The 22,892-nt window shown below is 70.1% G+C and carries 22 protein-coding genes and 3 tRNA genes; 20 read left to right on the top strand and 5 right to left on the bottom strand.

Annotated features, from left to right (window positions below; genetic code table 11):
* Window positions 1-172: 172 nt before the first annotated feature.
* The 5 genes from ACFVHK_RS06675 (at window position 173) to ACFVHK_RS06655 (ending at window position 6,449) form a co-directional block, all read left to right on the top strand.
* The gene (locus ACFVHK_RS06675) at window positions 173-2,080 is read left to right on the top strand and encodes a KAP family P-loop NTPase fold protein (RefSeq protein WP_376928119.1); all 1,908 of its coding nucleotides are present in this window, start codon (window positions 173-175) and stop codon (window positions 2,078-2,080) included.
* 298 nt (window positions 2,081-2,378) lie between these two features.
* Window positions 2,379-2,909, top strand: a complete 531-nt coding sequence (locus ACFVHK_RS06670) for a hypothetical protein (protein ID WP_376928118.1) — start codon at window positions 2,379-2,381, stop codon at window positions 2,907-2,909.
* A complete protein-coding gene (locus ACFVHK_RS06665; RefSeq protein ID WP_376928117.1) occupies window positions 2,906-4,207 on the top strand; it encodes a hypothetical protein in 1,302 nt (433 codons plus the stop codon). Before ACFVHK_RS06670 ends, ACFVHK_RS06665 begins: the two co-directional genes overlap by 4 nt.
* On the top strand, window positions 4,204-4,989 hold the full coding sequence (locus ACFVHK_RS06660; protein ID WP_376928116.1) for a TatD family hydrolase: 786 nt from the start codon (window positions 4,204-4,206) through the stop codon (window positions 4,987-4,989). Before ACFVHK_RS06665 ends, ACFVHK_RS06660 begins: the two co-directional genes overlap by 4 nt.
* A complete protein-coding gene (locus ACFVHK_RS06655; protein WP_376928115.1) occupies window positions 4,989-6,449 on the top strand; it encodes a hypothetical protein in 1,461 nt (486 codons plus the stop codon). Before ACFVHK_RS06660 ends, ACFVHK_RS06655 begins: the two co-directional genes overlap by 1 nt.
* A 213-nt stretch (window positions 6,450-6,662) precedes the next feature.
* Here ACFVHK_RS06655 and ACFVHK_RS06650 read toward each other — a convergent pair whose 3' ends face one another.
* Window positions 6,663-7,376: a hypothetical protein gene (locus tag ACFVHK_RS06650; RefSeq protein ID WP_376928114.1), complete on the bottom strand. Its 714-nt coding sequence runs from the start codon at window positions 7,374-7,376 to the stop codon at window positions 6,663-6,665.
* A 138-nt stretch (window positions 7,377-7,514) separates the two neighbouring features.
* Here ACFVHK_RS06650 and ACFVHK_RS06645 point away from each other — a divergent pair, with 138 nt between their 5' ends.
* On the top strand, window positions 7,515-7,712 hold the full coding sequence (locus tag ACFVHK_RS06645) for a hypothetical protein (protein ID WP_376928113.1): 198 nt from the start codon (window positions 7,515-7,517) through the stop codon (window positions 7,710-7,712).
* A gap of 113 nt (window positions 7,713-7,825) precedes the next feature.
* A complete protein-coding gene (locus ACFVHK_RS06640; RefSeq protein WP_376928112.1) occupies window positions 7,826-8,899 on the top strand; it encodes a tyrosine-type recombinase/integrase in 1,074 nt (357 codons plus the stop codon).
* An 89-nt stretch (window positions 8,900-8,988) separates the two neighbouring features.
* Here ACFVHK_RS06640 and ACFVHK_RS06635 read toward each other — a convergent pair.
* The 3 genes from ACFVHK_RS06635 to ACFVHK_RS06625 all read right to left on the bottom strand — a co-directional run bounded on the left by ACFVHK_RS06635 (window position 8,989) and on the right by ACFVHK_RS06625 (window position 9,320).
* Window positions 8,989-9,061: transfer RNA gene (locus ACFVHK_RS06635), tRNA-Phe, on the bottom strand.
* A 73-nt stretch (window positions 9,062-9,134) separates the two neighbouring features.
* Window positions 9,135-9,208, bottom strand: a tRNA-Asp gene (locus ACFVHK_RS06630).
* A 39-nt stretch (window positions 9,209-9,247) separates the two neighbouring features.
* Window positions 9,248-9,320: transfer RNA gene (locus ACFVHK_RS06625), tRNA-Glu, on the bottom strand.
* A 242-nt stretch (window positions 9,321-9,562) separates the two neighbouring features.
* Between ACFVHK_RS06625 and ACFVHK_RS06620 the strand changes: the two genes are divergently transcribed.
* The gene (locus ACFVHK_RS06620) at window positions 9,563-10,870 is read left to right on the top strand and encodes a peptidoglycan DD-metalloendopeptidase family protein (protein WP_376928111.1); all 1,308 of its coding nucleotides are present in this window, start codon (window positions 9,563-9,565) and stop codon (window positions 10,868-10,870) included.
* Window positions 10,871-10,966: 96 nt separating this feature from the next.
* Here ACFVHK_RS06620 and ppa read toward each other — a convergent pair whose 3' ends face one another.
* Complete coding sequence (gene ppa, locus ACFVHK_RS06615; protein WP_277985248.1) at window positions 10,967-11,473, bottom strand: inorganic diphosphatase; 507 nt, start codon at window positions 11,471-11,473, stop codon at window positions 10,967-10,969.
* A 90-nt stretch (window positions 11,474-11,563) separates the two neighbouring features.
* Between ppa and tilS the strand changes: the two genes are divergently transcribed.
* The 12 genes from tilS to ACFVHK_RS06555 all read left to right on the top strand — a co-directional run bounded on the left by tilS (window position 11,564) and on the right by ACFVHK_RS06555 (window position 22,882).
* On the top strand, window positions 11,564-12,595 hold the full coding sequence (gene tilS, locus ACFVHK_RS06610; RefSeq protein WP_376928110.1) for a tRNA lysidine(34) synthetase TilS: 1,032 nt from the start codon (window positions 11,564-11,566) through the stop codon (window positions 12,593-12,595).
* A 60-nt stretch (window positions 12,596-12,655) separates the two neighbouring features.
* Window positions 12,656-13,207 (top strand): hypoxanthine phosphoribosyltransferase, encoded by a 552-nt coding sequence (gene hpt, locus ACFVHK_RS06605; RefSeq protein WP_129235415.1) that lies wholly within the window; start codon window positions 12,656-12,658, stop codon window positions 13,205-13,207.
* Between the two features lie 32 nt (window positions 13,208-13,239).
* Window positions 13,240-14,982 carry an MFS transporter gene (locus tag ACFVHK_RS06600; protein WP_376928109.1) on the top strand — a complete coding sequence of 581 codons (1,743 nt, stop codon included), beginning with the start codon at window positions 13,240-13,242 and terminating at the stop codon, window positions 14,980-14,982.
* Between the two features lie 106 nt (window positions 14,983-15,088).
* Window positions 15,089-17,104, top strand: coding sequence for an ATP-dependent zinc metalloprotease FtsH (ftsH, locus tag ACFVHK_RS06595; RefSeq protein ID WP_376928108.1), 2,016 nt, complete (start codon window positions 15,089-15,091; stop codon window positions 17,102-17,104).
* Window positions 17,105-17,139: 35 nt separating this feature from the next.
* The gene (folE, locus tag ACFVHK_RS06590; protein WP_129235413.1) at window positions 17,140-17,736 is read left to right on the top strand and encodes a GTP cyclohydrolase I; all 597 of its coding nucleotides are present in this window, start codon (window positions 17,140-17,142) and stop codon (window positions 17,734-17,736) included.
* Between the two features lie 34 nt (window positions 17,737-17,770).
* Window positions 17,771-18,604 carry a dihydropteroate synthase gene (folP, locus tag ACFVHK_RS06585; RefSeq protein ID WP_376928319.1) on the top strand — a complete coding sequence of 278 codons (834 nt, stop codon included), beginning with the start codon at window positions 17,771-17,773 and terminating at the stop codon, window positions 18,602-18,604.
* The gene (gene folB, locus ACFVHK_RS06580) at window positions 18,588-18,959 is read left to right on the top strand and encodes a dihydroneopterin aldolase (RefSeq protein ID WP_207207143.1); all 372 of its coding nucleotides are present in this window, start codon (window positions 18,588-18,590) and stop codon (window positions 18,957-18,959) included. The genes folP and folB overlap by 17 nt, the downstream gene beginning before the upstream one ends.
* Window positions 18,956-19,441 carry a 2-amino-4-hydroxy-6-hydroxymethyldihydropteridine diphosphokinase gene (gene folK / locus ACFVHK_RS06575; protein ID WP_376928107.1) on the top strand — a complete coding sequence of 162 codons (486 nt, stop codon included), beginning with the start codon at window positions 18,956-18,958 and terminating at the stop codon, window positions 19,439-19,441. The genes folB and folK overlap by 4 nt, the downstream gene beginning before the upstream one ends.
* Window positions 19,438-19,905, top strand: a complete 468-nt coding sequence (locus tag ACFVHK_RS06570; RefSeq protein WP_376928106.1) for a DUF3180 domain-containing protein — start codon at window positions 19,438-19,440, stop codon at window positions 19,903-19,905. The genes folK and ACFVHK_RS06570 overlap by 4 nt, the downstream gene beginning before the upstream one ends.
* Entirely contained in the window at window positions 19,898-20,491 is a 594-nt protein-coding gene (locus ACFVHK_RS06565; protein WP_376928105.1) for a PH domain-containing protein, read from the top strand. The genes ACFVHK_RS06570 and ACFVHK_RS06565 overlap by 8 nt, the downstream gene beginning before the upstream one ends.
* Entirely contained in the window at window positions 20,488-22,131 is a 1,644-nt protein-coding gene (locus ACFVHK_RS06560) for a PH domain-containing protein (protein WP_376928104.1), read from the top strand. Before ACFVHK_RS06565 ends, ACFVHK_RS06560 begins: the two co-directional genes overlap by 4 nt.
* Window positions 22,121-22,882 carry a Rossmann-like and DUF2520 domain-containing protein gene (locus tag ACFVHK_RS06555; RefSeq protein WP_376928103.1) on the top strand — a complete coding sequence of 254 codons (762 nt, stop codon included), beginning with the start codon at window positions 22,121-22,123 and terminating at the stop codon, window positions 22,880-22,882. The genes ACFVHK_RS06560 and ACFVHK_RS06555 overlap by 11 nt, the downstream gene beginning before the upstream one ends.
* Window positions 22,883-22,892 lie beyond the last annotated feature (10 nt).

The following is a 22,892-nucleotide window of genomic DNA, read 5'->3' as shown; positions in this document are numbered from 1 at the left end:
CGCGAATAGCGAAACGGCGATGTCGTTATTCACGACCGCCAGCGTACGAGGCTTCGCGACCGTGCCTCGCCCACCGCCCGGAGAGTTCGTCCGAAGCGTCTAGGAGATGAAGCGACGACACCCACAACGGTGCACTTGAGGTGTCGGACGTGGCTGTCATAATCAGGGCCAAATGGGGACAACAACTACATCAGTGGGAGCGCATGCGTTTCCTTTGTGGTCAGACGAGCCAGCGGATAGGGATCTCCTGGCATTCCGCGCAGTCGCCGAAACCGTGGCAGACGCGATCTTCGACGATGACCTCGATCCGATCGCCATCGGGCTTTCCGGAGCGTGGGGGAGCGGCAAGACGAGCGTGCTTGAGCTTGTCGTGGCAGAGATCGGTGCGCGTTCGCAGGGATTCGACGGCAAGGTGCTGGTCGTGCCCACGCAGCCATGGCGATACGACCCCGCCGTCGGCCCGAAGGAGAGCCTCATCGCCGAGGTCCTCGGCGCGCTGAACGGGGAGTTCAACGAGAGCGACCCAGTCGGGCAGGCCGGGCTTCTGATGTTCAAGAAGCTCGTGCGCAAGGTCAACTGGACGAAGGCCGTCAGGATGGCGGCGCGGACCGCCATCACGTTGCAGCTCCCTGAGTTCGACGACGTCCTGGGCTTGGTCAACGACGACCCCGAGAGCCTCGAGGGCGAGAAAGGCATGGCGGCGTTCCGCGAAGAGTTCCAGGCACTCCTCGATGACCCCGCGCTGCGGCACATCTCCCGAGTCGTCGTCCTGGTCGACGATCTGGACCGCTGCCTCCCGGACACCGTCGTCGAGACGCTCGAGGCGATCCGCCTGTTCCTCTCCGCCAAAGGCATGTCGTTCGTGATCGCGGCGGACGAGGACCGCGTCGCGGAGGCAATCCAGCAGAAGTTCCATTCGCCCGACGGCGGCACGGATGACGAGTCGCCCGCCAAGCTGTACCTGCACAAGATTGTCCAGACGACGATCCCGGTTCCGGCCCTCAGCCGTTTTGACACCGAGGCGTACCTCTTCCTCCTGCTCGCGAAGTCGGGGCTTGAGGACGACGCGTACGAGGCGCTCGTTTCACAGTGCGACGGGCTGAGGATCTCGGGCGGTGGCCTCGACGCCATCGAAGTCGAGGAGGGCAGCCGGCTCGCCGACCATCTCGTCACCGCGGCGCGTCTCACGCCCATCCTCTACGAGAAGTTCCACGGCAACCCGCGCCGAATCAAGCGGTTCCTCAATGACCTCAACGTCCGTCAGAGCATCGCCCAACGCCGCGGCTTCGACTTGGCGCCGGACGCCGTCGCCAAGTTGATGGTGCTCGAGCGCATCCTCACCGAGGACTTCAAGCAGGTGCTCGACTGGCTGGCGACGAACCAGCTTCGCGACAAGCTCGAGGCACTCGAACTCGTCGCGAACGGGCCGTCCGTGCGGGTGGACGAAGAAGCCGAAGCATCGCCGGCAGCCGAACAGCCAAAGCCTCCGGTCAAGGCCAAGGTCGCGAAGGCAGCAGCCGACGAGATCGTCGTTGCCTCGGTGCCCGACGACGGCTTCACGGACACCTTGAAGCGTTGGGCGAAGCTTCCGCCCGCTCTGAACGCCACGGCAATCTCCGGGTACCTGTACCTCGCGGCCTCCTTCGCGAAGATCGAGGTCATCGACACCGGTCTTCCCGAGCGACTCAGGGACCTGGCGGCCGCCCTCACCTCCTCCCTCAAAGTGGATCGCACCGGGATCACCGACGATGCCCTTCGTGCGCTCCCGGAGACCGACGCGCGCACGCTCGTCGGCTACCTCGGGCGGCGAACTCGAGACCAGCCCTCAATCCAGAAGTTTTCGGTGGAGAGCCTGCTTCGCCTGGCCGCGACCCAGCCAGCCGTTACGGGTGACGTCGTGAGCGCTCTGAAGTCCATTCGCGGTGTTGACGTTGAGGTGGCGACCGTCGTGAAGCTGCGACCGCTCGACGGGGTGACGTATGGCCCGGTCCTTGCCGCCTGGAAATCCGGGGCAACGTCTCAACAGGTCGTGAACTCCATCGCGGTCGTCGAGAACGAATGGGCTGGCAATGGGAACTAGTGGCTCATTCGGCGGCAGCGGCGGCAAGGACGCCAAGGACCTCCGTGACAACATCGCCGGATGGCTTGACGGTGACGACGGCGGCGTCACCGGGGCCGCTGATGGCCACGCCGATGGTGACGGCGATGCGGGCGGACAGCAGTCAACTCCAGCGACGGGGGCAGGTGCGCCCGCACGGACCATCGATCTGGGCCCCGCAGTCCGCCTACTCTTCCGTTCCCGAGGCGGGGGCGGTGATGGCCCTGGCGGAGGTGGGGGCGGCGGAGCCGGCGGAGGTGGTGGCCGCTCGTCCGGCGGCGTGACGCGATCTGTCGGACGTATCTCGCGTGCGGCGGGTCGCGGCGGGAGCCTTGCTCTCGCGTACTCATCCGGCGACCGGGCCGCTCTCGACAGGGCCGGACTCAACTACGACGAGTTGCGCGCGCTCGGAGACCCGGTCGCGATCGGCATCCGGATCGTCGAGGCGGCGTTTGATGCCAAGGCCGACAGCACCATCGCGGACGCTGAGGAACGCGGCATCGTGGCCGAGGTGGTCGCGTGGATCCTCGAGCAGCCCAGCGATCGGACGCCGACTCCCGAGGAGGTCGTTCGCAAGACGATCGAGACGACGATCGCCGAGACGGCGCTGACCGAAATCGCGTCGACGTTGTATCAGCAGGGTGCGTCCTATGCCGAGCGGCAGAGCGTGGAACAACAGATCCGCGAGGTCGCCGCGGAGTACGCGGCACAGGCCAACCTCACCGCCACCGGCGCCACCGAGCAGGAGATGTCCACCGCGATCGAGACCGGCATCCGCGACATCGGAATCATCTTTGGAGTCGCGCCATGAGTCGTCTGATGCTCACCTTGTCCGAAGCCACGGCTGACGCGGCCCTCACCGACGGCATGTTCGACGAGGTGTTCCTCTGGACCGGGGCGGGCCGAACCACGTTCACCGGATCCACCGGGCCGTACCTTCACGAACTCGGCGCCGTCAACCCGATCAACGTAGATCTCGTCCGCATCGCCCTTGCCGTGCTCGCAGCTGATCGGTCGATCCTTCGGGTGGGTCGTGGCTCCGATTGGAACGCCCGCGACCTCGACCTGACCATCGACGTCGCCAACGCCGACATCTGGACTGCTCGCGCCGACGAGCTGTCAGAGCTCATCGGCTTTCTGACGGGCGACCACTGGAGCTTCATCTTCACGCAGGCTCCCGCGGCGGCCTTCCCGCCGCTCGCCGTGGAGGGCGAACGTCACGGCCGCACGGTGCTTCTCAGCGGCGGTGCCGACTCGGCCGTCGGTGCGCTGCTGTCCGCTCTCGACCTTGGAGCGGGCCGCTCGCAGGCGTTGGTGTCGCACTACAGTTTCACCGCCCTCTCCCCGGTGCAGCGAGACCTCGTCGCGGCGATCGAGGGACTTGTTCCGGGACAGGCGCAGGTTCACCACCAGTTCCATCTGAACCGTGCGAGTCGCCGTCTCGACGGCACCGGCTTCCGGAGCGAGACATCCACCAGGTCGCGCTCATTCCTCTTCCTCGCACTCGGCCTCGCCGTGGCTGAACGCGCCAACTCGCTCCTCTGGATACCGGAGAACGGTTTCGCCTCCCTGAATCCGCCGCTCGGTCCCGACCGTCGCGGGAGCCTGTCGACCCACACCACACATCCGCGGTTCCTTCGTGAACTGAGCGCTCTGGTCACCGCCGCGGGCGGGCACGGCCTGCTCGAGAATCCATTTGAACCGATCACGAAGGGGGAGATGTTCCGCCGCCATGCGGCGGCCATCGGCGTTGACGAAGCGTCCCGCTACCTCAGCGCGACCAATTCCTGCTCGCACACTGACGGCCGATACAGCGGCGCACCCGCCGGCACCGCGTGCGGTGTCTGCTTCGGCTGCCTCGTGCGACGCTCCGCTTTCGCCGCGTCCGGTGTCCCCGACGCAACGACGTATCTCGTAAACGACACAAGTCGCCGATTCGACGAGTTCGTGCGCGGCAAGAGCATCGTCGAGCCCATGCGTGACTTCGTTGCCCGCGGTGTGCGGCCGCGCGATGTTATGGCGATGTCACTTCCCGAGGGGTACAGGGCACAGGACGCGTTGACACTCTGCGCGCTCGGGGTCGACGAGCTCCGACAGGTGGTCGCGTGAGTCCGGCGCTCCCACCTCTCGATCTTCACGCGCACGTCAAGACCTCGATCCCTGCGCGAGACCTGGAGCGGCTAGGCGCGGTCGTATTCGCCGCGACCCGCTCAATCGACGAGTTCAGCTCGACCCAGCGCCGACGCGATGCCGTGACCGTCTGGGGGATCGGCTGCCATCCGGGTGTGCAAGCCGCACAGCGGGACTTCGATCCAGAGCGGTTCGCTTCGCTCGCCCGTACAACCCCTTATGTCAGCGAGGTGGGGTTGGACCGTCGGTCGCGGGTCCCCATGGCGACGCAGCTGGGGACGTTCCGTGCGATCCTGCAGGTGCTCTCTGTAAGTCCCCGGATCGCGTCGATTCACAGCAGCGGTGCGCACGCGCAGGTGCTCGACGCGCTCTCAGACACCCCGATTAGGGGCGCCATACTCCACTGGTGGCGAGGCAACCGTGAAGAGACGGCCCGCGCCGTATCTCTGGGATGCTGGTTCTCGGTTAATGCAGCCAACCTCAAATTTCCGGAGAGCGTCGCAATGATTCCGTTCGACCGCATCCTCACGGAGACCGACCACCCATCGGGGGATCGCGACTCGGCAGAACCAAGACAACCCGGGGCAGTCAATGCCATTGAGGCGTCCCTCGCTCGTGTCTACGGGGTATCGGTTCCGCGCATCCGCCGGCAGATCTGGCACAACTTCGCCTGCGTCGTCGACGAAGTCGAGGTCAGCAGATTGCTTCCGACTCCCGTTCAAAGGATGCTCACCTTCGCACGAGATGAGGACGGTGGTTAATGAGCGGTCGGCAAGAGACAGCAGCGGTCAAGCTGCCCTTTGAAGCGGGCGAGCACCTCTGCACCTGGGACCTTCCGGATGGCGAAGGCGGCATCCGGCCTGCACCTGGGCTGTTGACCGTCGAGCCCGGGCACTGGCCGAAGGCAACCGTCTACGGCGAGATGCCCATCGAGTGGCGAGGTGGCATGGCTTCGTTCCCGCAGCGCCACGAGTTCGATTGCCTCCGCGGCACCTTGTCGTCGGGCGCCCGCGTCTCACTCATGAACGGCGAGTTGAACTATTGGGTCGAGTCCCAGGGACTTGCGCTCGGGGCGTTCGCTGTCATTTCACTCGCTCCACTCCCGGCCGAGGTCTCACAGCCGATCTTCCGAGCAGTGGAGATCCAGATTGAGGGGATTGAGTCCGTGGTGGACACCGTTCCGATCGGTTCCGTAACGATGCCGAATCCGAAGACCACCGCCCAAGAGCAGGAGCGGATCTGGTCCGCCACCCTGAACAGGTCAGGCGCATCGCTGTCGTGGGAACGAGATGGCATCAACATGGAGACCTTCTACACGATCTCCATTCGAGCCTTCGATGGTTACGAGTTCGGTATGAGGTCGAGCCCTACTATTCGCCTGAGTTCCGACAACCCGATGACCGTGACGGACTGGTGGCTCGGCTGGGTGCTACCGCTTCGCAAGATGGTGTCAGCTCTCACGGGAGCCCCGCGTGCGATCCACTACTTCTTGGGGCTCGATGCCGCTGACGCGCGGGCGCGGCGAGACCAGGTCTTCGGATGGGATCTCACGCAAACACCTACCGACTCCAGCCGGGCCGAGACGCAGAAGGTCAAGTCCGCTCTCAAGGTCGTAGCCGACAACGCGAGCCTGCTCGATCTCCTCATGACCTGGCGAACGCTGGCCGAGCGCCAGCACCCACTGATCGAGATCATGGGCGATATCTCGACGATGCGAGATCAAAGTCCGCGCTCGCGCTACCTCATGCTCGTTCAGGCGCTGGAGGGCCTGAGAGGCTATGAAACTCGAGACCAGAGGGCCAGGAAGCAAGCCGAGTACACGGCGACGCGTGACGCCTTTCTCGAGCGCGTTCTGCCCACGCTTAGCGAGGAGGACGCCAAATTCCTCTCGACCCGGCTGATGAAATTCCCACCCGGCGGCCTGAGTGGTGACCTCGGGGCTGTTCTGAAGTCGCTGCCGGTCGACGTTCGACCGGAGCTGGAGTCTTTGCCGCTCGTGGCGACGGTACGCGCGATGGACGGGGTCGACGACAAGCTTCCACTGGTGGATGTCCTCGTTACGATTCGCAACAAGCTTGCTCACGGGGAAGTCCAGTTCCCGCCCGATCAGTTGCAGACCATGGTCGACGTGCTGGAGCGAGTTGTCAGGTCGGAGACGGTGAGAGTACTCGACGGTCCGATCGCGAGTCGCACGCGGGCCGCTGAGAAGCCGCAGCGTTGACGCGACGAATCCACGGCGGGCCGCCCGGGATGATCTAGTGCGCCCGAAGGCGGGTCCTCGCGCCACCCATGTTCGGGCCGAGCCTCACGCGCGCTGGTGCGCGAAATCGTGAAGGCGTAAGCCCCGCCGGTGAAGACGCCCGCACGGGCACGCCAACCGCGACAGGGATGTCTACCGAATTGATGTGGTCGCAGCTTCCAAATCGTCGCGATGTTATCCCGCTCGCCCTCGCCGTCCTGGAGGCAGGAGGCCGCGCTCGCGGGCCTTCGTGATCCAACCCTGTGCCGTCGACAGGGCGACGCCGTTGATCTCCGCCATCGTCGCGCTCGGGTTCCTGTCGCCCTCCCGGGTGAGCTGGCCGTGCTGCAGGGCGACCAGCTCGTAGAAGTCGGGCGTCTTCTTCGGGTCGCCGAGCGGGTTGAGCAGGTCGCGCTCGCTGACCTTTCGGCCGGACGGCAGCACAATCTTGCCGCCGGTGATCGTCTCGGTGCGCTTCATCGCGAAGAGGCGCTTGTTGATCGCGGCCTCGATGCGGGCGGTCGGCAGCTCGCGGAGGAGCTGGCTCGTGATCGGGTCGCCCGGGCGCCAGGGGAGGTAGATCACCCCGGTGATTCGAATCTCCTCGGGCACGGCGAACGGCTGCCGCTGCAGGCGGATCATCACGCGGGTATGCGTGACTTCGTGCTCGAGGTAGCGCCAGCGTCCGTCGATCGTCTCGTTCTGGTCGGAAGCCTTCCGTGCTGTGCCCTGATCTTCGGTATTGACCCAGTCGTTGTATCCGAGGAGTACGTCGATCTGCGCGCTCGCATCGTCGCTCCGCTCGCCGGGGAAGCGGTTCGGGAGATGCCACCCGTGGGGAAGGTCGGTCGCGTCGAGCAGTCCGTCTTGCGACTGATTCGCCCATGGGGACGGTTCGGGAAGACCCATGGCTCGAGTCTAGCCACACAACTCAGGTACTTGCCGAAACCCGCGTGCGGTGATAGCCTCAGGTACTTGCAAATAGCCGCGCCTGGGTCGGCATGCATGAGATGCCAGCTGGCGGCCGATGGGTCGAGGGGGAGCGTCATGGTCGACACCGCGTGGAGGGTCGAGTGTCTGAGCCGAGTCGAGGCGGCCGAGCGGTGTCGCATCCCGGTCTCGAGCTTCGACAAGCTGCGCCACGATGGGCTCATCCCCGAGCCCGACGCCCGCATGGGCAAGCACCTGCTCTGGAGCGCCGACACGATCGACGAGCTGCTCGCGCGGGGTGGAACGGAACACTGATGGCCGGGAGGCCGACGAAGGACACCCCGACGCGCGTCGATCCGCGCACGGGCCGGCCGCTTCCTGAAGGCATCCGATGGCGAGCCGATCGACAGCGTTACCAGATCCGAGTCGTGGGCCCGAGCGTCGAGGGCGGCGCAGCCGAGCGCTCCCGAACCTTCCTGACGCTCGCCGAGGCCAAGCGCGAGCTGGCCAAGATGGTCGCCGGCCGCAACCCGAACGGGTCGATGACGCTGGACCAGTGGCATGAGAAGTACTGGCCGGCGATCGAGGCCTCCATCCGACCGGCGACGGCCCGCAGCTACGGCGTAGCCTGGCGAATTCGCGTGAAGCCGAGCCTCGGCCGTCACCGGCTCGAGGACATCACCTCGCCCATGATCGAGTCGGCGATGGTCGCGTGGTCGGGCGGGGCATCGGCCAAGAACGACGCTCTCGCAGTGCTCTCGCGGCTGCTCGACGGTGCCCGCCGCTCTCGGTTCATCGACTACAACCCGGCGCGCGAGGTGAAGCGGCCGAGCATGCGCGAGTCGATTTCGCCAGTCTCACGTGCGCTGACCTTCGACCAGATCCGCATCATGCTCGAGTTGGTGCCCGATGGCGTCTACCGCCGCTACCTCGCGGCGCTGGTGTACACCGGCATGCGAGCGGGGGAGGCCACCGCTCTTCGGGTCGGCGACGTCGACTTCGGCCGCGGTGTCATCCGTGTCAGTCGGTCGTTGAGCCCCGGCATGCGCGGCGAGCTGATCGAGCAATCGCCGAGGAGTCACAAATCGCGGGACGTCCCGCTGATCGACGCGCTACGTCCGTACGCCGAGGCGGCAGCACGCGGAAAGCGTGCGAGCGACTTGCTCTTCGACGGCGCCGACGGCGGACGCCTCACGAGCCACAACGTGCGCCGAGCCGTCGACTGGGACGAGCTGCGCGTCGCGATCGGCAAACCCGACCTGCGCATCCATGACCTGCGCCACACGTTCGCGACGATCCTCTTCGACGCCGGCGCGAGTGCACCCGACGTGCAGGCTACGCTCGGCCACTCGAGCCTCCAAGTCACCGAGCGCTACTCACGGGCCCGAGAGGGGGTCGCGCTCCGCGCCGGCGTCGCCCTCAACGAGGCGATCAGGGCCGACGGTCTCAAGCCCAGCGGCGACCCGGGCATGGTACAAGAGGGTGCCCCGGCCCGGCGTTAATGGCACAACAATGGCACACGCTCACCGCAGGTCCGGCCCAACTGCCAAGTGAGACGACGAAACCCCCGGTCGCCCGGGGGTTTTCGTTGTGGCTCCGACCGGCATCGATCCGGTGACCTTTCGATTTTCAGTCGAACGCTCTACCAACTGAGCTACAGAGCCTCGGGGTGCCGAAACACCTCGATGATAAGGAGAAAGCCCCTTCTCTCGAAAGGGAAAGGGCTTGTCGCCTGAGCGACCCTGACGGGACTTGAACCCGCGACCTCCGCCGTGACAGGGCGGCACGCTAACCAACTGCGCCACAGGGCCTCGTAAAGAAGCTTTTCAATTGTAAACCCATCGTCTGGGTGACCCCAACGGGATTCGAACCCGTGCTGCCGCCGTGAAAGGGCGGTGTCCTAGGCCGCTAAACGATGGGGCCGGAAGGTCGTGCCCGAGGGCTCGACCGCCGAGAAGAAAGCATACGCACACCTCGGCCAGAATCCAAAACGGGGTGGGCAAGACGCGCCACGCGCGGCGGAAATGCCCGATCCGCGGTCGTTCCGAACCTAGTGTGGCAAGGCCACTGCCCGTAGGTGAGGCATGCGAGCGCGTGCCCACGGCCCGCGCGGATGGGGGAACATGTCGCGAATCGCAGGACGCCGAGTCACCCGGGGGTCGCGCATGCGCGCCCTCGCGGGCTCGCTCGTCATCGCGCTCGCGGCGACCGCCGGGGTGGTGGCGAACCCGATCGCCGCGACCGCAGCCGACTACCCCACGTGGGAAGAGGTGCAGAAGGCCAAGGCGAACACGCAGGCCGCGGCGCAGGCCGTGGACGAGATCATCGGCCTCATCGCCGACCTCGAGGCGAACGTCGAGGCGGCGAGGGCCGAGGCGCAGCGTCGGACGGACGAGCTCATCGTGGCGCAGCAGGAGTACGACGACGCCGTGCGTCGCGCCGACGAGATCCAGGCGCAGGCGGACGAGGCGAAGGCCGAGGCCGAGGAGGCCGAGCAGAACGCCGGCCAGCTCGCGGCGCAGCTCTACCGCACGGGCGGATCCGACCTCGGCATGAACCTCATGTTCGACGCGGGCGATGCCGCCCGCACCGACGAACTGCTCGCGAAGCTCGGATCGATGGAGAAGCTCGTCGAGCGCACGGCCGGCATCTACGAGCAGGCAGAGGAGGCGGGCAACACCGCCCAGTCGCTCGCCGACCAGGCCGAGGTGGCGCGTGCCGAGCGCGAGAAGCTGCGGGTCGCCGCGGAGCAGGCGCTCGCGGCCGCGCAGGCGGCGCAGGCCGCCGCCGAGCAGGCGCTGGCCGAGTCCGAGGAGAAGAAGATCGAGCTCGACCAGCAGCTCAAGTTCCTGAAGGACAAGGAGGCCAAGACGGCAGCGGCCTACCAGGAGGGCGAACGCAAGCGCAAGGAAGAGGAGGAGCGCCGGCGACGCGCGGCGGCAGCGGCGGCAGCAGCCGCAGCGGCGGCGGCAGCGGCGGCGGCTGCAGCGGCGGCCGCAGCCGGCGGCGGAGGCGGCGGCGGTGGCGGTGGCGGTGGCGGCCAGACGGTGCCCTCCGGCTGGTCCAAGCCCGCCTACGGCTGGATCTCCGGCACCTACGGTCCGCGCCAGGTGATCTGCAGCGGCGGCTACTGCTCGAACTCGTTCCACTACGCCACCGACCTCGCGACCGGATGCTCCGCGCCGATCTACGCGGCGAACTCCGGCACCGTCGTCTACGCCGGCTGGTCGGGCAGCTACGGCAACTTCATCAAGATCGACCACGGCGGCGGCATCTCGACCGGGTACGCCCACATCCGCCCCGGCGGCCTGTTCGTCGGCTACGGGCAGCGGGTGAACTCGGGGCAGGTGATCGCGTCGAGCGGCACCACGGGCGCGTCGACCGGCTGTCACCTGCACTTCGAGGTCTACAGCGGCTGGAGCCGCATCAACCCGGTCCCGTTCCTGGCCGCGCGCGGCATCTACCTCGGCTGACTCCGACGCACCGCGGGCGGAGACGCGACGAGGGGGCGAGCCGTCGGGCTCGCCCCCTCATCGCGTGCAGGCGGATGCCGCGGCATCCGCTCGGGCTCAGTGACCCGGGTACGCCTCGATGGCCTTCGCGATCAGGCCCTCCGCGTCGGCGGCGTTCGCCCAGCCCTCGGTCTTGACCCACTTGCCGGGCTCGAGGTCCTTGTAGTGCTCGAAGAAGTGCTCGATCTCCTTGCGGGTGTACTCGGGCACGTCCTCGACGTCCTGGATGTCGTCCCAGCGCGGGTCGCCCGCGGGAACCGCGATGACCTTGGCGTCGCCGCCGCCGTCGTCGGTCATGTGGAAGACGCCGACCGGGCGCACCTTCACGCCGACGCCGGGGAACAGCGGGTACTGCGTGAGCACGAGCACGTCGAGCGGGTCGCCGTCGTCGCCGAGCGTGTTCTCGAAGAAGCCGTAGTCGGTCGGGTACACGAAGTTCGTGTAGAGCACGCGGTCGAGGAAGACCCGGCCGGTCTCGTGGTCGACCTCGTACTTGTTGCGGCTCCCCTTGGGGATCTCGATGACGGCGGCGTACTCGCCCATGTGGTTCTCCTCGTTTCGGATGGTGGAGTCTCGAAGGTCTCGCGGGCCGTGACGGCACCGGCGTCGCCGCGCGCCCGATCGGCGCCGCTGACGACGGAATAAGGTTACGTGATGCCCCCCGAGCGCCGTCCCCGCCTGACGCCGCCGATCGCCGACGTGCGACGCGCGGTGCGTGCGGTGCTCGGGCCGCGCGACGACACCCCGCTCGCGCTCGTCGCGCTCTCGGGCGGACCCGATTCGCTCGCGCTCGCCGCCGCCGCGGCGTTCGAGGGGCCGAGGGGCGGATGGCGCGTCGGCGCGATCGTCGTCGACCACGGCCTGCAGTCGGGGTCGGCCGAGCAGGCGGATGCCGCGGCATCCGTCGCCCGCGACCTCGGGCTCGGCCCGGTGCTCGTCGAGCGGGTCGATGCGGAGGCCGCACCGGGCGGCGCCGGACCCGAGGGCGCCGCACGCGCCGCGCGGTACGCCGCGCTCGACGCGGCCGCACGCGCGACGGGGGCCGAGGTCGTGCTCCTCGGCCACACGCTCGACGACCAGGCCGAGACGGTGCTCCTCGGACTCGCCCGCGGCTCGGGGTCGGCGAGCCTCGGCGGCATGGCCCCACGCTCGGGGCGCTACGCCCGGCCGCTGCTCGCCATCCGACGGGCGACGACGCGGCAGGCGTGCCTCGACGCGGGCCTCGCGCCGTGGGACGACCCGCACAACCTCGACCCCGCGTACGCGCGCGTGCGCGTACGCGAACGGGTGCTGCCCGTGCTCGAGGCCGAGCTCGGCCCGGGCGTCGCCGAGGCGCTCGCCCGCACGGCCGAGCAGCTCCGCGAGGACGAGCGGGCCTTCGCCGACCAGATCGACGAGTTCATCGAGGAGATCTGCGAACCCGCCGAGGCCGGCATCGCGATCTCGGCGGCGGCGCTCGCCGCGAACCCCGCAGCACTCCGGCAGCGCGTCATCCGGCACGTCGTCGACAGCGAGTTCGGGGTGTCGCTGAGCCGTGCCCAGACGCTCGAGGTCGCCCGGCTCGTCACGGACTGGCACGGGCAGGGGCCGATCGACCTGCCCCGCGGCATCCGCGCCGCACGCGCCGGCGGGCACGTCGTGCTCTCCACGACCGGCTCGACCGACGTGCTGCCGCACGACCACTAGCGCGCGGCGGCGTAGGCTCGTGGCATCCGTTCGCCCAGACGCACGCAGGAGGAGCTCGGGATGGATTCGCGCGAGATCGAGGCCGACCTGACGGAAGTGCTCGTGACCGAGCAGCAGATCCGCGACAAGCTCGCCGAGCTCGCCCGTCGCATCGAGGCCGACTACGAGGGTCGCGACCTCCTGCTCGTCGGCGTCCTCAAGGGCGCGGTCATGGTGATGGCCGACCTCGCACGCGAGCTGAAGCCGCACGTGAACATGGACTGGATGGCGGTCTCCTCCTACGGCGCGGGCACGACGTCCTCCGGTGTCGTGAAGATCCTGAAGGACCTCGACTCCGACCTCTCCGGCCGCGACGTGCTCATCGTCGAGGACATCATCGACTCCGGTCTCACCCTCAGCTGGCTGACCGCCAACCTCGCCTCGCGCGGCGCGGCGTCGATCGAGATCTGCGCACTGCTGCGCAAGCCGGATGCCGCGAAGGTCGAGATCGACGTCAAGTACCTCGGGTTCGACATCCCGAACCAGTTCGTCGTCGGCTACGGACTCGACTTCGCCGAGCGCTACCGCAACCTGCGCGACGTCGCGATCCTCGCGCCGCACGTCTACAGCTGAGCGCCGTGCGCCCGTAGGCCGGAGGTCGTCGCATGGGTGAGCGCGGGCGTCGCACCAGGCTGCGGGACGCCGGCGCCGCATTCGCGAGCAACTGGCGGAACTCGGACCTGCGCCGCGCCCAGCTCAGCTTCCTCGGCGCGTGGACGGCCGAGTGGGCCTTCACGGTCGCCCTCGGGATCGTCGCGTACCGCGACGGCGGGGCCGCGGCGGTCGGGCTGGTGGGGCTGCTCCGCATGGTCCCCTCCGCACTGCTCGCGCCGCTGCTGTCGCCCATCGCGGATCGGGGACGCCGCGAGCGCGTCCTCGTCTGGGTGTCGGTCGTGCGTGGCCTCGCGACCGCGGCGGCCGCGGTCGTCGTCGCGACGGCGGGCCCGGCGGCGGTCATCTACGTGCTCGCCGTGCTCTCGACGATCGCGGCGACCCTCTACCGCCCGGCGCACTCCGCGCTGCTGCCGTCGCTGTGCCGGACCGGCCACGAGCTCGCGAGCGCCAACATGGTCCGCGGGCTGCTCGACTCGGCCGCCACCCTGGGCGGCCCGCTGCTCGTGGCGGTGCTGCTCCAGTTCACCGGTGTCGACGTCGTCTTCGCCGTCGCTGCCGCCGCGTCGTTCGCGGCCGCCGCGCTGCTCCTCGGGTTGCGCTACGACGCCCCGCCGCGCCCGTCGGCGCCCGACCGGCCGAACATCGGCCGTGAGGCGGTCGAGGGGCTGCGTGCGGTCGCGCGCGATCGGGACCTCGTCCTGATCCTCGGCCTCGCGGCAGCCCAGTCCCTCACGCGCGGGGCGCTCACCGTGCTCTCCGTCGTGGTCGCGATCGAGCTCGTCGGCACCGGCGAGCCCGGTGTCGGCGCGCTCATGACCTCGGTCGGGGTCGGCGCGGTGCTCGGCTCGCTTGGAGCCTCGCTGCTCATCGGCACGGGTCGCCTCGGCGCCTGGTTCGCCGTCGGCGTGGCCCTCTGGGGCCTCCCGATCGCGCTCGTCGGCGTCTTCCCCGAGCAGGCGGTCGCCCTGGTGCTGCTCTCGTTCGTCGGCGTCGGCAATGCCCTCATCGACATCACCGGCTTCACGCTCATCGGCCGAACCGCGCCCGACGAGGTGCTCGCGCGCGTGTTCGGCGTGCTCGAGAGCACGGTCGCGATCTTCGTCGGCATCGGCGGCGTCGTCGCGTCGGCGCTGATCGGATGGTTCGGCATCCAGCCCGCGCTCATTGCGATCGGGCTCCTCTGCCCGGTGCTCGCGGTGGCCTCATGGTGGCGACTTCGCAGGCTCGACCGCGTCGTGGCGGCGCTCGACCGCGAGATCGGGTTGCTGCGCCGCGTCGACATGCTGTGCATGCTGCCCCTGCCAGCCGTCGAGCGGCTCGCGCGAGGGCTCGAACCCGTGTCCGTGGCATCGGGGGCCGTCGTGTTCGCGCAGGGCGACGTCGGCGACCGGTACTACGTCATCGAGTCCGGCGAGGTCGACGTGGTCCACGACGGGCGCGTCGTGGCCGACCTCGGTCCGGGGGAGGGCTTCGGTGAGATCGCGCTCCTTCGGCCGACCGGGCGGATGGCGACCGTGGTCGCCCGGACCGACCTCCGGCTCCAGGCCCTGACGTCCGACCGGTTCCTGCCCGTGGTGCTCGGGTACACGCCGAGCGCGGTCGAGGCGACGGCGACCGTCGACGGGATCATGGCGCAGTACGAGCCGGGGGAGACGCCGGAGGAGGCCTCGGGGGAGACGCCGGAGCAGACCTCGGGGGAGACGCCGGAGGAGGCCTCGGGGGAGACGGACTGAGCGCCGGCCCGCGGCGACGGGGGCTGAGCGGTGACCGCTGGGCGCTGACCGCTTTCAGCGAACAGGCAGCAGGTGCCCAGTGGCCAGAGGGTAGCCTGCTAGCACCATGAACATGAAGAAGCTCCTGCGCGGGCCGATCCTCTACATCGTGCTGGCCATCATCGCGGTGTGGATCGGGTCGACCCTGATCACCCAGTCGGGTTTCCGCGAGGTCTCGACGCAGCAGGGGCTCGAGCTCCTGAACGACGGCAAGGTCTCGGCGGTGAAGATCGTCGACGTCGAGAACCGGGTCGACCTCACGCTCGCCGAGGCTGAGGACGACCTCGGCACGCAGGTGCAGTTCTACTACGTCACGCCGCGCGGCGACGACGTCATCGCGGCGGTCGACGCGGCGAACCCGGCCGACGGCTTCGACGACGAGGTGCCGCAGCCGAACTGGTTCCTCTCGATGCTCGGCATCCTGCTGCCGCTCGTGCTCATCGGCCTCTTCTTCTGGATCATCCTCTCCGGCATGCAGGGCGGCGGCAACCGCGTCATGCAGTTCGGCAAGTCGAAGGCGAAGCTCGTCTCGAAGGAGAGCCCGAAGGTCACCTTCGACGACGTCGCCGGCGCCGAGGAGGCCATCGAGGAGCTCCACGAGATCAAGGAGTTCCTCAAGGAGCCGGCCAAGTTCCAGGCCGTCGGCGCACGGATCCCGAAGGGCGTGCTGCTCTACGGCCCGCCGGGCACCGGCAAGACGCTCCTCGCCCGCGCGGTCGCGGGTGAGGCGGGCGTGCCGTTCTACTCGATCTCGGGTTCGGACTTCGTCGAGATGTTCGTCGGCGTCGGCGCGAGCCGAGTGCGCGACCTGTTCGACCAGGCCAAGCAGAACGCGCCGGCCATCATCTTCGTCGACGAGATCGACGCGGTCGGCCGCCACCGCGGCGCCGGCCTCGGCGGCGGTCACGACGAGCGCGAGCAGACGCTGAACCAGCTCCTCGTCGAGATGGACGGCTTCGACCCGAAGACCAACGTCATCCTGATCGCGGCGACCAACCGCCCCGACATCCTCGACCCCGCGCTGCTGCGCCCGGGCCGCTTCGACCGGCAGATCGGCGTCGACGCGCCCGACCTCAAAGGCCGCCAGAAGATCCTCGAGGTGCACTCGAAGGGCAAGCCGCTCGCCAACGGCGTCGACCTCGAGGTCCTCGCCCGCAAGACGCCCGGCTTCACCGGAGCCGACCTGGCCAACGTGCTCAACGAGGCGGCGCTGCTCACCGCCCGTTCGAACGCGCAGCTCATCGACAACCGCGCGCTCGACGAGGCCGTCGACCGCGTGATCGCCGGTCCGCAGCGCCGCACGCGGGTGATGAAGGACAAGGAGAAGCTCATCACCGCGTACCACGAGGGCGGTCACGCGCTCGCGGCGGCGGCGATGAACCACACCGACCCCGTGACGAAGATCACGATCCTGCCGCGCGGCCGCGCGCTCGGCTACACGATGGTGCTGCCGCTGGAGGACAAGTACTCCGTCACGCGCAACGAGCTGCTCGACCAGCTCACCTACGCGATGGGCGGACGCGTCGCCGAGGAGATCGTGTTCCACGACCCGTCGACCGGCGCCTCGAACGACATCGAGAAGGCCACCGCGACCGCGCGCAAGATGGTCACCGAATACGGCATGTCGGCCAACGTCGGCGCCGTGAAGCTCGGCCAGTCGCAGGGCGAGGTCTTCCTGGGCCGCGACATGGGCCACCAGCGCGACTACTCGGAGGAGGTCGCCGAGAAGGTCGACACGGAGGTGCGCGCACTCATCGAGCAGGCGCACGACGAGGCGTGGCAGGTGCTCAACGACAACCGGGACATCCTCGACCGGCTGGCCGCCGAGCTCATCGAGAACGAGACGCTCGACCACCACCAGATCGCCGAGATCTTCAAGGACGTCAGGAAGCTGCCCGAGCGACCCCTGTGGCTCTCGAGCGACAAGCGACCGGTCTCCGACCGCCCGCCCATCCCGTTCCCGACCCGGAAGGCGCCGATCGACCAGGGCGCCGTCGACGGCGGCGTCGATTCCGGCACGCCCGTCGAGGAGGCGAAGGCGTCCCGCACGCCGAGCACGAAGCCGCGTCCCGCCACGGCGTGAGCCGCGGCACGGAGGACGGCGCAGAGGAGGGTGCCATGACGGGCGTCGACGCCGATCGCATCGAGCGCGCCGTGCGCGAACTGCTCCTCGCGATCGGGGAGGACCCCGAGCGGCCGGGCCTCGAGCGCACGCCGCGGCGCGTGGCCGAGGCGTACGCCGACTACTTCAGCGGCGTCGGTGCGGATCCGCTCGTGCACCTCGCCGAGACGGTCGCGTCGGGCGACACCGCCGCGGGGGTCCCCGCGACCTCCGACGCCGTGGTGCTCCGCGACCTCGCCTTCCGGTCGGTGTGCGAGCACCACCTGCTTCCGTTCATCGGTACCGCGCACGTCGCCTACCTCCCCGGCGAGCGACTCGTCGGGCTCGGCCGCATCCCCGCGGTGATCGACACGATCGCGAGCCGCCCGCAGCTGCAGGAGCGCATCGCGGAGGAGGTCGCCGACGCCCTGGTCGCCGGGCTCGACCCGCGCGGCGTCCTCGTGGTGATCGACGCCGTGCACGGCTGCGTCACGGCGCGCGGAGCGCGGCAGGATCGCAGCTCGACGGTCACGATCGCCAGTCGCGGCGAGCTCGCCGAGCCCGCGGCGCGGGCCGAGATCATCGCCCTCATCGGATCGGGGCGTGGTGCCTGACACGCCGCCCGAAGCGGCGGCCCGGGGGTCGGCGATGCCCGGCTCGTCGTCGGCCGAACCGCTCGTCATGGGCGTGGTCAACGTCACGCCCGACTCGTTCAGCGACGGCGGGCGCTGGTTCGACGCGGATGCCGCGATCGAGCACGCGCTGCAGCTGGTGGCCGAGGGTGCGGACGTGCTCGACGTCGGCGGTGAGTCGACGCGGCCGGGGGCGGCGCGCGTCGACCCCGACGAGGAGCTGCGCCGGGTCATCCCGGTCATCCGCGAGCTCGCAGGGCGCGGCCTCCGCGTGAGCGTGGACACGATGCGCGCCTCGACGGCTCGAGCGGCGGTCGAGGCCGGCGCCGAGATCATCAACGACGTCTCCGCCGGCCTCGCCGACGAGGCGATGGCACGGATCGCCGCCGACTCCGGTGCGACCTACGTCGCGATGCACTGGCGCGGGCACTCCGACCGGATGGACGACCTCGCCGAGTACGACGACGTCGCGCGCGACGTGCGCGACGAGCTCGCCCGCCGCGTGGACGAGCTCGTCGCGGCCGGCGTGCACGCCGATCGGCTGATCCTCGACCCGGGCCTCGGCTTCTCCAAGCGCGCCGGGCAGAACTGGGAGCTGCTCGCCAACCTCGACGTGCTCGCGGAGCTCGGCCTCCCGATCCTCGTCGGCGCCTCGCGGAAGCGGTTCCTCGGCGCGCTGCTGCCCGAGGGCGCCCCGGTCGAGGACCGCGACCTGCCGACTGCTGTCATCAGCGTGCTCTCCGCGCAGGCCGGGGCGTGGGGCGTCCGCGTCCACGACGTCGCGGGCACGCGCGTCGCCCTCGACGTCGCCCGCGCATGGCAGAGTGGACGACGTGGCCAGCACTCGTGATCGGATCGCCGTCACCGGCATCCGCGTGCGCGCGCACCACGGCGTGTTCGACTTCGAACGCGAGCAGGGGCAGGAGTTCGTGATCGACGTGTCCGTCGCAGTCGACCTCGCCGCCGCGGCATCCGGCGACGACCTCGCGCGCACGGTGCACTACGGCGAGCTCGCGGTCGCCGTGGCCCGCGCGGTCGAACGCGACCCCGTCGACCTCATCGAGACGGTCGCCGAGCGGGTGGCCGCGGTCGCCCTGGGCTTCGACGCCGTCGAGGAGGCGACCGTCACGGTGCACAAGCCGCAGGCGCCCATCGAGGTGCCGTTCGACGACGTCGCGGTCACCATCGTGCGGAGTCGCGCGTGACCCGGGCCGTGATCGCGTACGGCGCCAACCTCGGCGATCGCGAGGCGACCGTGGCGTCGGCGACGCGCGCCATCGCCTCGGCCGACGGCGTCGAGCTCGTCGCGGTCTCGCCCGTGTACGAGAGCGCGGCCGTCCGGCTCGACGGCGTCGATCCCGATGCGCCGCGCTACCTCAACGGCGTGATCCTCGTCGACACCGAGCTCGAGCCGCACGCGCTCCTCGACCTGCTCCAGCGCGTCGAGGCCGAACACGGGCGCACCCGTGAGACGCGGTGGGGCGACCGCACGCTCGACCTCGACCTCATCGACGTCCGCGGCATCCGCCTCGCCGACGACCGGCTCGAACTGCCCCACCCTCGCGCGTGGGAGCGGGCGTTCGTCCTGCAGCCGTGGCTCGACGTCGAGCCCGACGCCGAGATCGCAGGTCGCGGGGCGGTCGCCGCCCTCCGCGCCGAGTCGACCGACGAGGTGGTCCGCCGGTGAATCGCACGCACGCCTCGACCCTCGTCGCGTTCGCGGTGGTCGGCCTCGCGGTCGGCTACCTCGGCGAGCTCGCGCTCGTGGCGGGCGGGGCGACCGCGCTCGTGCCGCCGATCTCGCTCGCCGTGACGCTCATCGGCATCGGCGCGATCGTCGTGCTCGTGGCGTGGCCGATCCGACAGGCCGTGCGCGGCGACCGCAGCCGCAGGGTCGACCCGTTCCGCGCGGCCCGCATTGCCGTGCTCGCGAAGGCCAGCAGCGTCACCGGCGCGCTCGTGCTCGGCGTCGGCATCGGCATCACGGTCTTCCTGCTCACGCGAAGCGTCCTCCCGCCCGCCGGGACGATCTGGATGGCGGTCGCCACCGCCATCGGCGCCGCGCTGCTGCTGATCGGCGGACTCGTCGCCGAGCACTTCTGCACGCTCCCGCCCGACGACCCCGAAGAGGAGGGTTCGGCGCATGCCTGACCCCGAGCACGCCGCACCCGACGCACCGGTGTCGAGCGGCGCCGCCGACGTCCCCACGCCCGACGCTCCCGGATCGGGCGTGCCCGCGCCCGACGCTCCCGAGGCGGATGCGCGCGCGCACGTCGACGACGACTGGCGCCGCGTCTCGCCGAAGCACGTGGTGGTCGAGGTCATCGGGTCCGTCATCGGCGCAGGCCTCACGGTCGCCGTGCTCCTCCTCGTCGGGTCGTGGTTCGACCTGCCGTGGGCGACGTGGGCCGGCATCGCGGTCGGCGTGATCGCGCTCGTCTCGATCGCGTTCGAGCCGCGCCGGGTCCGCTCGATCGGGTACCGGCGCCGGGCCGACGACCTCGTCTTCCGGCGAGGCATCATGTTCCAGCGCCAGGTGGCGGTGCCCTACGGGCGCATGCAGCTCGTCGACATCACGCGCGGGCCGGTGTCGCGGGCGCTCGGGCTCGCCGACCTGAAGTTCGTCACCGCCGCCGCGTCGACCGCCGTGACGCTGCCGGGGCTCCCCCTCGACGACGCAGAGGACCTCCGCGACGAACTCGTCGCCCTCGCCGAGACCCGCAGGGCGGGCCTGTGACCGAGCCTGCGGTCCGCACGCCGATCGGCCCGCTCGCCGACGGCGAATGGCATCGGCTCCATCCGGCGAGCCCGCTGCTTCGGGGCGGCCTCGTGCTCATCGCCGTGCTCGGGTTCGTGCTCGCGAACCTGCGGGAGCGCATCGTCGAGGTCTTCGTGCTGTTCTTCGCGCCCGGTGCCGAGGCGCCCGGCGAGACGCCGGACTTCGGCGGTGACTGGGCGGAGGACCCGGTGACCGGGCTGGTCGCGCGCGGGCTCATCGGGTGGGCCCTCCTCGGCCTCGTCGTCGTCATCGTGCTCGTCGTCCTCGCGTTCTGGTTCGCGTGGCGGATGCACACGTTCCGGGTCACCGACGAAGCGCTCGAGGTGCGCAGCGGCATCCTGTTCCGGTCGCACCGCAGTGCACGGCTCGATCGCATCCAGGGCATCAACATCGCACGCCCGGTCTTCGCCCGGATCTTCGGCGCGGCCAAGCTCGACGTCTCGGTCGCCGGGCAGTCGGGCAACGTCGACCTGTCCTACCTGGGCTCGGCGCAGGCCGATCGCCTGCGCGGCGACCTGCTGCGCCTGGCGTCGGGCGCCCGGCGGCAGGAACCCGGTGCGCCGGGCGACACCGAGACAGTCGTCGCGGCCGGGGCGGATGCCTCGGGCGTCGCGCAGCCCGAATCGGGCGCGCCGTCCGTGGTCGATCGCGCGGGCACGGTGGTCGGGCGTCGCGTCGACGAGTTCCTCTCGCCCGAGCTCGACCCCGATCTCGCACCGCCCGAATCGGTGGTGCGGCTCCCGCTGCCGCGGGTGATCGCATCGGCGCTCCTCGGCGGCTCGATGATCTGGCTGGTCGCGATCATCGTGATCATCGTCGTGGCGCTCACGACCGGCACGCTGTGGATGCTGTTCACCTTCGTGCCCGCCGCGATCGGCGTCGTGAGCTACCTGTGGTCGCGGATCACCGGCTCGCTCCGCTACTCGATCGCCGGCACGCGCGACGGCGTCCGCATCGGCTCGGGACTGCTCTCGACCGCGAACCAGACCATCCCGCCGGGCCGCGTGCACGCCATCGAGGCGTCGCAGTGGCTCCTCTGGCGCGCGTTCGGCTGGTGGACCGTGCGCGTGAACGTCGCCGGCCAGTCGGTCGCCCAGGCGGGCGACGCCGCCCGGCGCACGCTCGTGCTGCCGGTCGGCACCGCCGACGACGTCCGACGCGTGATCGGCCTGCTCGCGCCCGACGCGTTCGACGACCTCGTCCCGCTGCTCGACGCCGGCCTCGCCGGCACGGGCCCGGCGACGGGCTTCACCTCGGCGCCGCGGCGCGCGGCGTGGATCCGGCCGTTCTCGTGGCGCCGGATCGGCATCGCGGTCGAGGGCGGCACGGCGGTGCTGCGCAGCGGCTGGCTGCTCCGCCGGCTCGCGTTCGTGCCGCTCGCGCGCATGCAGTCGGTCGCCGTCGCGGCAGGGCCGGTGCGCCGGGGCCTCCGACTTGAGTCGTTGCGCATCCACACGGTGGCCGGACCCATCGCGCCCGAGGTTCCGGCGCTCGACCGCGCAGACGCCGCCGCCGCGTTCACCGCCATCGCGGCCGAGGCGGTCGACCGCGCACTGCGCGACCGGACCGACCGCTGGGGGGTCGAGCATGCGTCCTGACCGGCGGGCCGGGCGCCTCGGCGTCGGCACCATCGGCGCGGGCCGCGTCGGCGCGGTCCTCGCCTCCGCGCTCGGCGGCGCCGGCCATGCGCTCACGGGCATCGCCGCGGTGTCCGACGCGAGCCGCGAGCGCGCCGCCGCGATGCTGCCCGACGTGCCGATCCTCGCGCTGCCCGAGATCGTCGAGCGCAGCGAACTGGTCCTGCTCGCCGTTCCCGGCGACGAGCTCGCCACGCTCGTCGAGGGACTCGCGACCGCGGGAGCCTGGCGACCCGGTCAGCTCGTCGTGCACACCGCGGCCGCGCACGGCGTCGGCGTGCTCGAGCCGGCGATGCGGGCCGGGGCGATCCCGCTCGCGATCCACCCGGCGATGTCGTTCACCGGGACGAGCCTCGACCTGGGCCGCCTGGCCGGCGCCTGGTTCGCGGTCACGGCGCCGGCGCCGGTCCTCCCGATCGCCCAGGCGCTCGTCGTCGAGATGGGCGGCGAGCCGTTCGTCGTCGCCGAGTCCGACCGACCGGCGTACGCCGAGGCGATCGACACCGCGGTCTCCTTCTCCACGGCGATCGTCGACCAGGCCACGGGCATCCTCGAGGGCATCGGGATGCCGCGGGCCGGCGCCGTCCTCGCACCGCTCGTCCGCAGCGCCGTCGAGAACGCGCTCGCCCGACACGACCCGGGCCCCATGATCGACGGGGCGGCTACGATCGACGGGGCCGACGACGATCGGCCGTCGGGAGGTGGCGCGTGACGGACGACGA

It is taken from the genome of Agromyces binzhouensis (assembly GCF_042672355.1).
GTDB lineage: Bacteria > Actinomycetota > Actinomycetes > Actinomycetales > Microbacteriaceae > Agromyces > Agromyces binzhouensis.
The sequence above is the reverse complement of the archived record's forward strand: the minus strand, read 5'-3'. Positions and strand labels throughout refer to the sequence as shown.